The 14,927-nt window shown below is 61.7% G+C and carries 12 protein-coding genes; 5 read left to right on the forward strand and 7 right to left on the reverse strand.

Going from position 1 to position 14,927, the window contains the following annotated elements:
* Nucleotides 1-59: 59 nt before the first annotated feature.
* From ASF70_RS21590 to ASF70_RS21600, 3 genes are all read right to left on the reverse strand, one after another.
* Entirely contained in the window at nucleotides 60-995 is a 936-nt protein-coding gene (locus ASF70_RS21590; protein ID WP_062582653.1) for a response regulator transcription factor, read from the reverse strand.
* Nucleotides 988-4,392 (reverse strand): ATP-binding protein, encoded by a 3,405-nt coding sequence (locus ASF70_RS21595; RefSeq protein WP_062582655.1) that lies wholly within the window; start codon nucleotides 4,390-4,392, stop codon nucleotides 988-990. The genes ASF70_RS21590 and ASF70_RS21595 overlap by 8 nt, the downstream gene beginning before the upstream one ends.
* A gap of 102 nt (nucleotides 4,393-4,494) precedes the next feature.
* Nucleotides 4,495-6,156: an alpha-amylase family protein gene (locus ASF70_RS21600; RefSeq protein WP_062582656.1), complete on the reverse strand. Its 1,662-nt coding sequence runs from the start codon at nucleotides 6,154-6,156 to the stop codon at nucleotides 4,495-4,497.
* 178 nt (nucleotides 6,157-6,334) lie between these two features.
* Between ASF70_RS21600 and ASF70_RS24795 the strand changes: the two genes are divergently transcribed.
* Nucleotides 6,335-6,463 carry a hypothetical protein gene (locus tag ASF70_RS24795; protein ID WP_256413792.1) on the forward strand — a complete coding sequence of 43 codons (129 nt, stop codon included), beginning with the start codon at nucleotides 6,335-6,337 and terminating at the stop codon, nucleotides 6,461-6,463.
* Between the two features lie 12 nt (nucleotides 6,464-6,475).
* Here the strand turns inward: ASF70_RS24795 and ASF70_RS21605 are convergent, their stop codons facing one another.
* From ASF70_RS21605 to ASF70_RS21620, 4 genes are all read right to left on the reverse strand, one after another.
* Complete coding sequence (locus ASF70_RS21605; protein ID WP_062582658.1) at nucleotides 6,476-7,834, reverse strand: HAMP domain-containing sensor histidine kinase; 1,359 nt, start codon at nucleotides 7,832-7,834, stop codon at nucleotides 6,476-6,478.
* Nucleotides 7,831-8,496 (reverse strand): response regulator transcription factor, encoded by a 666-nt coding sequence (locus ASF70_RS21610; protein WP_062582661.1) that lies wholly within the window; start codon nucleotides 8,494-8,496, stop codon nucleotides 7,831-7,833. Before ASF70_RS21610 ends, ASF70_RS21605 begins: the two co-directional genes overlap by 4 nt.
* Nucleotides 8,497-8,500: 4 nt before the next feature.
* On the reverse strand, nucleotides 8,501-8,974 hold the full coding sequence (locus tag ASF70_RS21615; RefSeq protein WP_062582663.1) for a hypothetical protein: 474 nt from the start codon (nucleotides 8,972-8,974) through the stop codon (nucleotides 8,501-8,503).
* A gap of 134 nt (nucleotides 8,975-9,108) precedes the next feature.
* On the reverse strand, nucleotides 9,109-9,546 hold the full coding sequence (locus tag ASF70_RS21620) for a hypothetical protein (RefSeq protein ID WP_062582665.1): 438 nt from the start codon (nucleotides 9,544-9,546) through the stop codon (nucleotides 9,109-9,111).
* Nucleotides 9,547-9,785: 239 nt separating this feature from the next.
* Here ASF70_RS21620 and urtA point away from each other — a divergent pair, with 239 nt between their 5' ends.
* From urtA to urtD, 4 genes are all read left to right on the forward strand, one after another.
* Nucleotides 9,786-11,078, forward strand: coding sequence for an urea ABC transporter substrate-binding protein (gene urtA / locus ASF70_RS21625; protein ID WP_062582667.1), 1,293 nt, complete (start codon nucleotides 9,786-9,788; stop codon nucleotides 11,076-11,078).
* Nucleotides 11,079-11,286: 208 nt separating this feature from the next.
* Nucleotides 11,287-12,894, forward strand: coding sequence for an urea ABC transporter permease subunit UrtB (gene urtB / locus ASF70_RS21630; protein WP_062582669.1), 1,608 nt, complete (start codon nucleotides 11,287-11,289; stop codon nucleotides 12,892-12,894).
* Nucleotides 12,891-14,066, forward strand: coding sequence for an urea ABC transporter permease subunit UrtC (urtC, locus tag ASF70_RS21635; RefSeq protein WP_062582672.1), 1,176 nt, complete (start codon nucleotides 12,891-12,893; stop codon nucleotides 14,064-14,066). Before urtB ends, urtC begins: the two co-directional genes overlap by 4 nt.
* A 4-nt stretch (nucleotides 14,067-14,070) precedes the next feature.
* Nucleotides 14,071-14,832, forward strand: coding sequence for an urea ABC transporter ATP-binding protein UrtD (gene urtD / locus ASF70_RS21640; protein WP_062455234.1), 762 nt, complete (start codon nucleotides 14,071-14,073; stop codon nucleotides 14,830-14,832).
* The last annotated feature ends 95 nt before the right edge of the window (nucleotides 14,833-14,927 follow it).

Consider the following 14,927-nt stretch of genomic DNA (forward strand, 5'->3'; position numbering starts at 1 on the left):
GGATCTATCCCTTGGCATCGCCGACTGCAAGTGTCTGGCCCCGGTCGGCCCGTTTGCGTCTAGTCGGGCCGGTCGCCTGCGTGCAGGACGTTCGCCGCCATGACCGCTGCCGAGGCGCGATTTTCGACGCCGAGCTTGATGTAGATCTGCTCGAGATGCTTGTTCACGGTGCGGGCCGACAGACCGAGGATATCGCCGATATCCTTGTTCGCCTTGCCCTTGGCGATCCATAAGAGCACTTCCGACTCCCGCTGCGTCAGGGGAAAATGCTGGCGCAGGATTTCGTCGTCCGGCCGCTTGATGACAGCGGCTGATAATCGGAACAGGAATTCGTCTGCGCCGATCGCGCCAAGAAACGCAAACTGCAGGCTGGTCTGCAGGTTTTCGGACAGCGAGAAGGCGGCGTTGCGGGCAAAGCCTGCCGTATCGCGCTCCGCCATCCAGGCGCCGATGCGGCCCGCGACGATCGCAATGCCGTCGTCGCTTTCCGTTGCGGCATTCATCAGCCGCGTTGCTTGCGGCGTCGACCAGCGGATCGAACCGTCGTTTCTGACCGCAAGCAGATGCCGGCCGGCGGCATCGAGCGCGACGCGGGCGCTCTGGGCGGAGCGGGCGTTGGAAAGATGCACGCGTATTCTCGCCCGCAATTCGTCGATATTGATCGGCTTGCTCAGATAATCGACGCCGCCGCTTTCCAGCGCGTTGACGACATGCTCGGTCTCGGTCAGGCCCGTCATGAAGATCACGGGCACCTGAGCTGCAGCATGCGCCTTCAGTTTGCGGCAGGTCTCGAACCCGTCCATGCCGGGCATCACGGCGTCGAGCAGGATCAGATCGGGCGTGATGCGCTCGACGATTGAGAGGGCTGCCTGTCCCGACGTGGCGATCAGCACCGAAAAGCCGGATTGCTCCAGCGCTTCAGTCAGAAAACCGAGCGTGTCGGGACTGTCGTCCACCAGGAGGACGATATCGCGCGGTGTCGTCGCGTCAGCCATCGTTGTTTTCCCGTTCTTCCAGTTCCTGTGTCTCCATGCGTTCCAGGTATTTCATGTAACCGGCCATGTCGAAGGCCTTTACATAGGTTCCGAGCTCTTCCGCGAACGGGCGGTGCGATTGGTCCGTGGCGAGATCCGCGAGCTTGGCTTCGATGCCGCGCACGTAACCGATTTCACCGAGCCGCAGCAGATCCTGAAGATGGCCCGTCCCGGGGCTGATGACCGGCTGCTTGACGAGGGCCGAAAGCGCCAGTGCCGGTGCTTCGTCCTCGTAAACCCATTTGAGGGAGAGATGCGAGGCAAGCTTGTCGGCAAGGCGGCGCAGGTTGACGGGCTTGGACAGCGTATCGTCATGCCCTTCGCCACCCGCATCCGCGGTCGTGCCATCGCCGATATTGGCCGAGAGCATGATCATGGGCGCCGTCTGGCCTTCCTCTCGCAACCTCGAAACAAGCTGCCAGCCGCTCATGCCGGGCATGGAGATATCGACCAGAAACAGATCCGGCCGAACACCCTCGATCAGCGTCAGGCATTCCGGCCCGTCGACGGCCGTCAGGATGACGAAATCCATTGGCGCCAGCACCTCGCGCATCAGGTCGCGGTGATCCTGGTTGTCGTCCACTACGACGATGGTGCGGCGCGGCCCGGTATAGGAGACGATCTTTCGCTCCGCCTCCGGTGTCGTGTTCGGCCGCTCGATGGCCGAGAGCATGAGCCGCACCTTAAAGGTCGAGCCTTCACCCTTCGTGCTGGCAACGGAGATTTCACCGCCGAGCGTGTTGGTCAGAAGCTGAGTGATGGTGAGCCCGAGCCCAAGCCCGGGCATCGGCCGGATGCTTTCCGCCTCGCCGCGCTGGAACGGCTCATAGATGCGGCCGAGATCCTTTTCCGCGATGCCGCGGCCCGTATCGGTCACAGTGAAGGTCGCGACCTGGCTGCGATAGGCGATCTCGAAACGAACAGTGCCTTCGTCTGTGAATTTGACCGCGTTGGAGAGGATGTTGACAAGGATCTGGCGAAGACGCTTCTCGTCGGTCCGGACATATTGCGGAAGCGTGCGGGCGCGCACGTGTTCGAAGGCAAGGCCCTTGGCCTGCGCCTGGAGGCTGAACATCTCGACGATCTGGTCGAGGAAATCCTGGATGTTGATCTCGTTGGAATAGACCTGCAGCCGCCCGGCCTCGATCTTTGAAATGTCCAGCAGCCCGTCGATCAGGCCGGAAAGATGGTCGGCGGACCGCTTGATGACCTTGATTGCCGATTGCCGCGGGGCAGGGATGGTGTCGTCGCGCTCGAGGATCTGGGCATAGCCCAAAACGGCGTTGAGCGGCGTGCGCAGCTCGTGGCTGAGGCCAACGACATAACGGCTCTTGGCGCGGTTGGCGGCTTCGGCGGTTTCCTTAGCATCCTGCAGCGCCGCGTCGGTTTTCTTGTGCGCCGAGATTTCCTTGAGAAGAAGCGTGTTCTGCCGTGAGGATTCCTCTTCGGCCACCATCCGGCTGTCATGCGCCAGCACGTAGAACCAGGAGAAGATGCCGGTGATGATGGCAAAGACGAAGAAGACGATCAGGATCGTGCCGTAGATGACATCGGCATTTGCAGGCGCTGCCTGGCCTACCTGATAGGCGATCAGCGACAGGATGGCGCCGATCGCCGAGATCGAGATCACCGCCGTCATCCCGTAGCGGCCGAGCCGGGTCGTGAGCTTGGCAATGACGCTTTCGGTGAGGAAGGTGCGCGCCACGGTGCCGACCTGCGTGTTCAGCCGCGCATGCGGCTTGCACATGTCGTGGCAGCGGCTGTCGAGCGAACAGCAGAGCGAACAGATCGGTGCCGCATAGGCCGGGCACCAGGCCATGTCCTCATGCTCGAACGGGTGTTCGCAGATCGAGCAGGTGATCGAACCCAGCGTCTTCCAGCTCTGGCGCGGCTTTCGGGCGAGATAGTATTTGCCCTTTGTGGCAAAGGCGATCGCTGGCGACACCACGAAGGCGCTGAGCGTCAGATAGGTGGCAAGCGACGCCATCAGCGGCCCGAACAGGCCGAAATGGGCGGTGAGCGCAATGCCTGTCGCACCAAACATGGCGCCGAGCCCGACCGGATTGACGTCATAGAGATGGGCGCGCTTGAACTCGATGCCGGGCGGCGACAGACCGAGCGGCTTGTTGATGAACAGATCCGCCGAAATCGTGCAGAGCCAGCTCATCGCGACGATCGAGAAGATGCCGAGTGTTTCCTCCAGCAGCCTGTAGATGCCGAGTTCCATCAGAAGCAGCGCGATGATGACGTTGAACACCAGCCAGACGACGCGGCCGGGATGGCTGTGGGTCAGGCGCGAGAAGAAGTTCGACCAGGCAAGCGACCCCGCATAGGCGTTCATCACGTTGATCTTCAGCTGCGACACGACCACGAAGGCTGCCATCAGCATCAGCGCTGCGGTTTCGTTGGGGATCATGTAGCCGAAGGCGGCGAGGTACATGTGGGCGGGATCGGCCGCGTCCTCGACCGGCACAGCGCTCGAGAGCGTCAGCACGGCGAGGAAGGAGCCCGCGAGAAGCTTTGGAACGCCGACCAGAACCCAGCCGGGTCCGGCCAGAAACACGGCGAACCGGTGGCGCCATTTGCGCTGCCCTTCCGGCGGCAGGAAGCGCAGGAAGTCGACCTGCTCGCCGATCTGCGGCATCAGGGCCAGGATGACGGCGGACGCTGCTCCGAATTCCACCAGATCGAACGGCGCCGAACCGCCGATTTCGCCGTTCGAATGGCCGATGCCGGCGAAGGCGCGCCAGAGGTCGAATTTCTGCCAGTCCATGAAGGCGATGAAGACGAAGGGCAGAATGTTGAGGATGATCCAGAACGGCTGGGTCAGAAGCTGGAACCGCGAGATCAGCTGCACGCCGTAGATGACGAGCGGGATCACCACCGCTGCCGAAATGATATAGCCGATCCAGGGCGGAATCCCGAAGGCGAGATCCAGCGCGCCGGTCATGATCGACGCCTCGATCGCAAACAGCATGAAGGTAAAGCTCGCATAGATCAGCGAGGTGATGGTGGAGCCGATATAACCGAACGAGGCGCCGCGGGTGAGGAGATCGATATCCACGCCGTGGCGGATCGCATAGCGACTGATCGGCAATCCCACGACCAGCATGACGAGAGCGGCCACCAGAATGGCGAAAAAGGCATTGGTGGTGCCGTAGGACAGCGTAATCGCCCCACCGATCGCCTCCAGCGCCAGAAACGAGATCGCGCCGATCGCCGTCTGCGAAATCCGGCTCGACGAAAACCGTCTAGCGCTCTTTGCGGTAAACCGCAGCGCATAGTCTTCCAGCGTCTGGTTTGCGACCCAGCGATTGTACTCACGGCGAACCGGTATGATGCGTTGGCGTGCTGCCATGCCTAAAAACGATCGCCTTTATCGGGGAGACTGATATTTAGGCAGTTTCGACTTTGGTGCAGCGTTTTGCAAGGGCGGTTTTACCGCCGCTCACACCTCGCTTCACACCTCGCTTCGCTTCAGCAGATAATCCAGCCCACCGGCGCGATACCAGCGATAGCCATAGGGCTCGATCACGATGTGATGCTTGCCTGTGTCGTCCGCTGTGCTGTCCGAGTCATCGGCGATATCGATCAGGTTCTTGCCCGCATCCTCGAGGCCCACGTCGAAGGTGATCTCCACCGGACGGTCGTGGAAATTGTGCAGGATCACCAGTGCGTTGTCGCGCCAGTCGTAGCGCATGGCGAGCACGCCGTCGTCGCCGGTATCGAGGCATTCGAACGTGCCCCAGCCGATCTCAGGGGCTTCCTTGCGCATGCGGATCATCCGCTCCGTCCAGTTGAGCATGGAATCCGGATCGCGACGCTGGATGGCGACGTTGACGTGGTCGAAGCCGTAGGGCCCTTCGTGGATGACAGGCAGGATCGGTTTGTCGCTCTTGGTGAAGCCGCCCTGAGGCTCGTTCGACCATTGCATCGGCGTGCGGGCGCAGTTGCGCTCGGGCAGCGACAGGTCGTCGCCCATGCCGATTTCGTCGCCGTAGCGCAGAACGGGCGTGCCGGGCAGGGAATACATCAGGCTGTAGGCAAGTTTCAGCCGGCGCGGATCGCCACCCAGCATCGGCGCCAGACGGCGGCGGATGCCGCGGTCGTAGAGCTGCATGTCCTTGTCCGGACCCATCTTGTCGAACACGGTCTGGCGCTGCTTATCGGTCAAGCGGCCGAGATCGAGTTCGTCGTGGTTGCGCAGGAAAATTCCCCACTGGCCGGTCGCCGGGCGTTCCTTGGTGTCGTTCATTGCCTTTGCCAGTGGCCGAACGTCGGCGCTGGCCATCGCATAGAACAGCGACTGGTTGACGTGGAAGTTGAACATCATCTGCATCCGGTCGCCGTCGTCGCCGAAATATTGCAGGTTCTCCTTCGGAACGACATTCGCTTCGGCCAGAATGATGCTGTCACCCTGGCGCCATTGCAGGAACTCGCGGAAGGAGCGCAGCATGTCGAACTGCTCCTTCGGCTTTTTCACGTCGGCGCCCTTTTCGGCGATCACGAAGGGAACTGCATCCATGCGGAAGCCGGAGACGCCGAGCTGCAGCCAGAACCCCATGATCTTCAGGATTTCCGCCTGCACATGCGGGTTGGCGGTGTTGAGATCCGGCTGGAATTCGTAGAAGCGGTGGAAGTAGTATTCGCCGGAGGCCTTGTCGCGCGTCCAGGTCGTCTTCTGGATGCCCGGAAACACCATGCCTTCATCGGCGTTGGCCGGTTTCGTCTTCGACCAGACATACCAGTCGCGGTAGCGCGAATTCTTGTCGGCACGGGCTTCCTTGAACCAGGGGTGTTCGTCCGATGTGTGGTTGACGACGAGATCGATCAGGACGCGGATGCCGCGTTGCTTGGCACTGTGGGTGAACTCGACGAAATCGCCGAGCGTGCCGTAGCGGGGATCGACATTGTAATAGTCTGAGACATCATATCCGTCGTCGCGGCCGGGAGACGCCTGGAACGGCATCAGCCAGATCGCGGTCACGCCGAGGCCGGCGAGGTAGTCCAGGCGCCGCTGCACCCCTTGAAAATCACCGACCCCGTCGCCGTTGGAATCCATGAAGGTTTCGACATTGAGGCAATAGAAGACGGCATTTTTGTACCAGAGGTCGTTGATCACGGGATGCTCCACGGCTTTGCTCGATCCGGGGAAATTGCATCAGGTATTGGATTGTTCCCGTCCGATTGTGAGTTTGCGATCAAGCGTCGGAAAATGCCCTATCAAACCGGTGTAATAACGCTTGCTATTTTACCCGGATCAGCGGCTATGCTTCACCATCAACATGAGGAGATAGGTCATGGCCAAGGGTCAGGTACGCGGCAACAAGGAAACGCGCAAACCCAAGAAGGACAAGGCCGCTCCAGCGGCTGCGCCGACTTTGGGTTCGCAGGTCAAGTCGGCCGAAAGCAACACCAAAAAGAAGTAGTCTGCTCCGTCGTCATGCCGCGATCTCCTTGGTCGCCGGCAGACACAGGACGGCTTCAAGACCTCCCATATGCGACCGGGAGAGGCTCAGCTTCCCGCCGTAAGCATTTGCGATGTCGCCGGAAATTGCCAGGCCAAGGCCTGTTCCGGCGCCATCGCTTTCATCCTCTTGCTGGCCGCGGACACCGCGCTTCAGCATGGAGGCGTAACGCTCCGGCGTGACGCCCGGGCCATCGTCCGCGATGCGCAGCAACACCATCCCCCCATCGCCCCTCGTTGCCGTCAGCGCGATGCGCCGTCTTGCAAAACGGACAGCGTTGTCGAGAATGTTGCCGATCGCTTCGGCTGCGTCGGCCGGGTCCGCCTGGACCGTGAGATCCGGATCGATGTCGAGCTCCCAGTCGATCCCGCGGTTTTCGGTGACGGGTGACAGCACGCTCACAAGCTTTCCCGAAATGCCGAGAAGCGATGTCGTCGCCATCTGTTCGACGCCCATTCGAGCGGCCTGCAACTGCCGGTCGGCGCGCTGGCGCACCAGCTCGATCTGCTGCAGGGCCGTTTCGCGACGGGCGCCCGGCAAATCCTCGACGAGATGGGACAGCACCGTCAGCGGCGTCTTCAGGCCATGTGCCAGATCGCTTGCCCGGGCGCGCGCCCTCTCGACGGCATTTTCCCGCTCCGACAGAAGAAGGTTGATCTCGTTGACGAGCGGCGTGACTTCGCTTGGCCCCTGCGCACCGATGCTCGGCAGGCGACCCGCCCGGATATCGGCTACATCCTGGCGCAGGCGGGAAAGCGGCCTCAGACCGACGAGGCTCTGCAGGAGTGCGGCAAGGAAAAGCAGGGCGCCGATGGCAACCAGCATCATGACCAGCGGCCGGTGATAGGTGGCCAGCGCTTCTTCCATGTCGTTCTTGGAGAAGGCGGTGTAGAGGGTAAAGCGCTGCAGGGCATCGCCTTCGCCGATCGACATGTCCCTGACCGTGATCAGGATCGGGCCACCATCGGGTCCCTCGGTCTGGAAGAAGCCGCAATAGAGATCGGGAGAAAACAACTGCCGCGAAAGTTCCTGGTCCCAAAGCGAGCGCGAGCGCAACGGCGGTTTTCCGTTGGCTGGCGATATCTGCCAGTAGAGGCCACCGGCCGGGATCTGGAAGCGTGCATCGGACGGCTCGCTGGCCAGGGAGAGACCATTCTGCTGAATGGTCAGCCGGGCGCCGAGCGCGTCCGAGACGGCCGTCATCTCTGCGGAATACTGGTCGGCGACATAATCCTCGAACAGGTGACCGAGCACGAACCAGGCGAGCCACAGGGCCACGCCGATCGATATCAGGGCACCGATTGCCAGACGGAAACGCAAGGAGCGGATCACGGGCGTTTCTCCGGCAAAACGTATCCGAAGCCGCGGCGGGTCTCGATCGCGTCGCTGTCGGTTTTCTTGCGCAAGCGGGCAACCATCGCCTCGACGGCGTTCTTGGCGGCGTCGTCGTCGCGGCCCTGAACCTGGCTTGCAAGCTCCGCCGGCGTCAGGACGGCACCGGGACGGTCGATGAACAGCGAGATCATCCGGTATTCCAGAGGGCTCAGATCCAGCTCGCGTCCGTCGAACGTCACGCGGCGGGCCTGCTCGTCAAGCGTGAACCGGTCGGCCGACTTGACGCGCGCCTGGACCTTGCCGGTTCGGCGAAGCAGCGCCTTCAGGCGGGCGAGGAGCTCCTCGCTGCGAAACGGTTTCGGCAGGTAGTCGTCGGCGCCCGCGTCGAAGCCATCGACACGTTCCATCCAGGAACCGCGCGCCGTCAGCACGAGGACGGGTGTTTCGACGCCGCTTGCCCGCCAGCGCTTGAGAATTGAAAGCCCGTCCATTCCTGGCAGGCCGAGATCGAGGATGATGGCTGCATGGTCGCCTGTCTCTCCCCGTTCCCAAATGTCTGGTCCGTTCGACAGAGTTTCGACGAAATAGCCCTCGCGACTAAGCTTCTCCACGACGAGCGCTGCGATCTGGGGATCGTCTTCGGCAAGCAGGATCTTCATGATATCAACCGCCTCCCAGCAGCGAGCCGCTTCTCGCATCGACCCGCAGGGTGCGGATGGCACCGGTGTTGTCACGCAGTTTCAATTGATAGACGTCGCGCGACTGCGAGCGGCTGAGACGGATGTCGATGATGCGACCATACCTGGTGGCGTCGATCTTTCTCAGCATCGTTTTCAGCGGCATGATCTGACCGCTGCGAACCGCATCGCGGGCCCGATCGGAATCGTTTGGGCCATAGCTGCCCCCCGATGCGTCATGGCTTCCCGCACCGTCCTTGCCGTCGTCATCACCGCCATCGTCATCGCCGCCGTGGTTATCGCCATCATCGCCACCGCCGTCATTGCCCGAGCCGGAAGATCCGCTGCCACCGCCGCCGTCGCCGTCCTTGGCGAATGCGGGCGCAACGGGTGCGACAATCGCCGACCCGAGTGTGGCCGCGAGCAGCGCAGCAAGACAGATACGACGGGTCACGCCCATTGATACTCCGGATAGGACTGTGTGGCAGCGCTTTTGAGCCGCGAAACACTACTCTGCCATGATGGCGATGTTGCTGCAAACGGCCGCACCCCCGCCGGCATCCGGCGGGGGTGCGGACAGTGGTCGGACAAAGCCTATTTGTGGCCGCCGCGCGTGCCGCCCTTGTGGTCGTTCTTGTTGTGGTTTGCAGAGTCATCGCTGCTCTTGCCGCCGCGCTTTCCGCCCTTGTCGTCGTTCTTGTCGTGGGTCGCGGCGTCATCGCTGCTCTTTCCGCCGCGCTTTCCGCCCTTGTCGTCGTTCTTGTCGTGGGTTGCAGAGTCGTCGCTGCTCTTTCCGCCGCGCTTTCCACCCTTGTCGTCGTTCTTGTCATGGGTTGCAGCGTCGTCGCGGCTCTTTCCGCCACGCTTGCCGCCCTTGTCGTCATTGGCATCATGGTTCGGACCATCGTCCGCACCCTGGCGGGCAAAGGCTGCGGATGTGCCGGCAAAGGGAACAGCGGACTGGACCAACGGCAGCGAAGCGGTGAGGGCGAGTGCGGCGGCGAAGGTCGTCAGAGCAAGTTTCGTTTTCATGGCATGTTTCCTCTCGTATTTGGTTGACGAGTGCAGGATGCCATCGTGGCCCTGACAGGCCACTGAGTGCCGCTGTCAGCAAACTGTCAGACTGGCGTGCCTTTGCCCCCAACGGGCCGGTTCACCCCTCCCGATACGTCATTCGACGTATACGTTTTTGCGGTGCAGCAGCCGATAGTCCGGTTAAGCAACGGTTAAATCTCCGGTTGCTTGAACGAACAAGAAGAGGGGTTCGACCAATGACATTCAGGGTGAAACTTACCGGCGCGCTGCTTGCCGCTGCCATGTCCGCCACGGCGCTTTCGGGCGCATACGCTGCCGACGATACGATCAAGATCGGCGTCCTCCATTCGCTGTCCGGTACGATGGCGATTTCCGAGACGACGCTGAAAGACGCCATGCTGATGATGGTGGAAGAGCAGAACAAGAAGGGCGGCGTTCTCGGCAAGAAGCTCGAAGCCGTCGTCGTCGATCCGGCCTCCGACTGGCCGCTGTTTGCCGAAAAGGCCCGCCAGCTGATCAGCCAGGACAAGGTTGCAGCCGTGTTCGGTTGCTGGACCTCATCGTCGCGCAAGTCGGTTCTTCCTGTCTTCGAAGAACTGAACTCGATCCTGTTCTACCCGGTCCAGTACGAGGGTGAAGAATCCTCGCGCAACATCTTCTACACGGGCGCTGCGCCGAACCAGCAGGCCATTCCGGCGGTCGATTACCTCGCCAAGGAAGAAGGCGTCCAGCGTTGGGTTCTCGCCGGCACCGACTATGTCTATCCGCAGACGACCAACAAGATCCTCAAGGCCTATCTGATGTCGAAGGGCGTCGCCGAGGCCGACATCATGGTCAACTACACGCCGTTCGGCCATTCCGACTGGCAGACCATCGTTTCCGACATCAAGAAGTTCGGCTCTGCCGGCAAGAAGACCGCCGTTGTTTCCACCATCAACGGTGACGCAAACGTGCCGTTCTACAAGGAACTCGGCAACCAGGGCATCAAGGCCGAAGACATTCCGGTCGTGGCATTCTCGGTCGGCGAAGAAGAGCTCGCCGGTCTCGATACCAAGCCGCTGGTCGGCCATCTCGCCGCCTGGAACTATTTCCAGTCCGTCGATGCCGAGGTCAATGTGTCCTTCATCAAGGAATGGCATGCCTTTACCAAGAACGACAAGCGCGTGACCAACGATCCGATGGAAGCCGCCTATATCGGTTTCCAGGCCTGGGTTAAGGCCGTCGAATCCGCCGGCACGACCGATACGAACGCGGTTCTGGACTCGATCATCGGCGTTTCGGTGCCGAACCTGTCGGGTGGCTATTCCACCGTCATGCCGAACCACCACATCACCAAGCCAGTGCTGATCGGTGAAATCCAGGCCGATGGCCAGTTCGAAATCGTCCAGGAAACACCTGCCGTCGTCGGTGACGAATGGTCGGATTACCTGCCGGACTCCAAGAACCTGATCTCCGACTGGCGCAAGCCGATGTCCTGCGGCAACTTCAACGTTGCAACCGGCAAGTGCGGCGGCAAGGGCGGCAGCTGATCCAGTCTCGGCCATAGTTAAGGTTGTCCCTCACCCTAACCCTCTCCCCGCAAGCGGGGCGAGGGGACTTGGGCACGCGAGAGCGTGACCGGGGGTCGGTGAGGGCGTGACGATTTTCCTTCTCCCCGCTTGCGGGGAGAAGGTGCCGGCAGGAGGATGAGGGGCGATCGAGCCCTCCGCCCCACGCGGCCATCCGGGGGACAAAGATATGCCTATCCGTTTTTTCACGCTGATTTTTCTGATCTTTTCGTTTGCAGCGCCAGCCTTTTCGCAAGGGGCGGATCCAAAGCCGCTGTTTAACCAGCTCGCCGATGCCGATTTCGGTAAGGCTGAATCGATCGTCGCACAGATCGCCACCAGTGGCGATATCCGGGTGGTGCCGGCGCTTGAGGCGTTTGCCGAGGGTGATCTCTATTTTCGCAAGGCCGACAAGGCCGTGTTCGTGGCAAAACCCGCCGGCGCGCAGCTGGATCTGATCGATCCGGTGACGGCCGAAAGCGCCGGGCAGGTCGCCAAGGGTGCCGTCACCAAGATCCGCGTCAACAACACGCTGCGGCGCGCCATTCGTGCAGCGCTTGGCGGTCTGACGCTGATGAGCCCGGATCGCAGTGTCCGTCTTGCGGCAGCCGATGCAATCCTTTTGTCGCCGAGTGCGGAGGCGCTCGATCTGGTCGAGGCTGCCATTGCCAAGGAAACCGACCGCGACGTCAAGTTCCGCATGGAAGAGGCGCGCGCCGTCTCGGTGCTCTCCTCCGACCGCTCGCTCGACGAAAAGCGCGCCGCCATCCAGACCATGGGAAATCTTGGCGGGCGCAGTGCGCTCGGCATCCTGAGTTCCGTCTCGACAACGATCGATCCGAGCCTGAAAGCCGATCTCGATGCGGCGATCAAAGCCATCCAGAACGAGCAGCAGCTTTGGGATCTGGCCCAGAACGTCTGGTACGGCGTGTCGCTCGGTTCCGTGCTGCTCTTGGCCGCGATCGGTCTTGCCATCACCTTCGGCGTGATGGGCATCATCAACATGGCGCATGGCGAAATGGTCATGCTCGGCGCCTATTCCACCTATATGGTGCAGGAAGTGATCCGCAGCCACGCGCCGGGCCTGTTCGACTGGTCGCTGACGATTGCGCTGCCGGTCGCTTTTCTTGTAACCGGTGCCGTCGGTTTCGTCGTGGAACGCGGTATCATCCGCTTTCTCTACGGCCGGCCGCTGGAAACGCTGCTCGCCACCTGGGGCGTGTCGCTGATCCTGCAGCAGACGATCCGCTCCATCTTCGGTCCCACCAACAAGGAAGTCGGCAACCCGTCGTGGATGTCCGGTTCGTTCCCGCTTGGCGGCATGACGATCACCTGGAACCGCATGTGGATCGTGATCTTCTCGCTGTCGATCTTCTTTGCGCTGCTGGTGGTGATGAAGAAATCCGCCTTCGGCCTCAATATGCGGGCCGTCACCCAGAACCGTCGCATGGCATCCTCCATGGGCATCCGCACGCCATGGGTCGACGCGCTGACCTTCGCGCTCGGCTCCGGCATCGCCGGCATTGCGGGCGTCGCGCTCAGCCAAATCGACAACGTCTCGCCCAATCTCGGCCAGAGCTACATTATCGACAGTTTCATGGTCGTGGTGTTCGGCGGCGTCGGCAATCTCTGGGGCACGCTGGTCGGGGCACTTTCGCTCGGGGTGCTCAACAAGTTCCTCGAACCCTCGGTCGGTGCCGTTCTCGGCAAGATCCTGGTTCTGGTTCTCATCATCCTCTTCATCCAGAAACGTCCGCGCGGTCTTTTCGCGCTCAAGGGAAGGGCGATCGAAGCATGATTACCGGCTTCATTCTGCGTGCACTCGAAGGCAAGATCGTCGTGGCCATCGCCATCCTGCTCGGCGTCGCCATTCTCGTCCCGGCGCTCAATCTCCTGACGTCGCCCGACAGCGCGCTCCACATCCCGACCTATGCGATGGCGCTGATGGGCAAGTATCTCTGCTATGCGCTGTTGGCGCTGGCGCTGGATCTGGTCTGGGGCTATTGCGGCATCCTCTCGCTCGGCCACGGCGCGTTCTTTGCGCTCGGCGGCTATGCGATGGGTATGTATCTGATGCGCCAGATCGGCTCGCGCGGCACCTACGGCAATCCGCTGCTGCCCGATTTCATGGTCTTCCTCAACTGGAAGGAACTGCCCTGGTTCTGGTACGGGTTCGATTACTTCGCCTTTGCGATGCTGATGGTTCTAGTCGTGCCGGGCCTGCTAGCCTTCGTCTTCGGCTGGTTCGCCTTCCGCAGCCGCGTCAACGGCGTCTACCTGTCGATCATCACCCAGGCGATGACCTATGCGCTTCTGCTCGCCTTCTTCCGCAACGACATGGGGTTCGGTGGCAATAACGGCCTCACCGACTTCAAGGAAATCCTCGGCTTCAACGTGCAGGCCGGCGGCACCCGTGCGGCGCTCTTTGCGATGTCGGCCATCATGCTTGCGCTCTGCCTTCTGGTCGCCTCGGCCATCACCCGCTCGAAATTCGGCAAGGTTCTGGTCGGCGTGCGCGATGCGGAAAGCCGGGTCCGCTTCCTCGGCTTCCGGGTGGAGAATATCAAGCTCTTCACATTCGTCGTTTCGGCCATGTTTGCCGGCATTGCCGGTGCGCTGTTCGTGCCGCAGGTCGGCATCATCAATCCGGGCGAATTTGCGCCTGCCAACTCGATCGAAGTCGTCGTCTGGACGGCGGTCGGCGGGCGCGGCACGCTGATCGGCCCGATCATCGGCGCCATCCTCGTCAATGCCGGGAAAAGCTATTTCACCGGCGCCTTTCCGGAGATCTGGCTGTTTGCGCTGGGCGGCCTGTTCATTGCCGTCACGCTGTTCCTGCCGCGCGGCATCGTCGGCACAATCCAGCACGGCTTTGCTGGCCGCAAGGCGCTGAAGGCAGCGGTCGAGGCGGAAAAGGGCAGGGATGCCGGGGCGGTCCCGGTCGCCCGACAGGTTCAGGCAGCGGAGTGAGACGATGAACACGATTGCCGAAACACGCACGAAAAGCCTGCTCTATCTCGAAGACGTCTCCGTCTCCTTCGACGGGTTCAAGGCGATCAATTCGCTGTCGCTCGTGGTCGAACCGGGAGAGCTTCGCGCCATCATCGGCCCGAACGGTGCCGGCAAGACGACGATGATGGACATCATCACGGGCAAGACGCGTCCCGACACCGGCCGGGTGATCTTCGAGGACACGATCGACCTCACCAAGAAGGACGAGGCCGATATCGCCCAGCTCGGCATCGGCCGCAAATTCCAGAAGCCGACCGTGTTCGAAAGCCACACCGTGTGGGACAATCTCGAACTGGCGCTCAACCGGTCGCGCAGCGTGTTCGGCACGCTGTTCTATACGCTGTCTGCAGACGACAAGGCGCGCATCGAGGAAATCCTCGAGACGATCCGCATGTCCCACCGCAAAAACGAATATGCCGCCAATCTTTCGCACGGCCAGAAACAGTGGCTCGAGATCGGCATGCTGCTCGCGCAGGAACCGAAACTGCTTCTTGTCGACGAGCCGGTCGCCGGCATGACGGATGCCGAGACATCCGAGACCGCATTGCTGCTGAAGGAAATCGCCAAGACCCGCTCGGTCGTGGTGGTGGAACACGACATGGGCTTCATCCGCGATCTCGGCGTCAAGGTGACGTGTCTCGCGGAAGGGTCGGTGCTGGCCGAAGGCTCGATCGATTTCGTGTCGAACGATCCGAAGGTGATCGAGAATTATCTGGGGCGGTGAGGGATTACCCTCCCCTTGAGGGGGAGGGTCGGCGCAAAGCGCCGGGGTGGGGTGATCTTTGGGATCCCGGCGGTCACCCCCCCCCCCCCCCCCCC

The sequence above is a fragment of the Rhizobium sp. Leaf321 genome, from assembly GCF_001423215.1.
Taxonomy (GTDB): domain Bacteria; phylum Pseudomonadota; class Alphaproteobacteria; order Rhizobiales; family Rhizobiaceae; genus Neorhizobium; species Neorhizobium soli.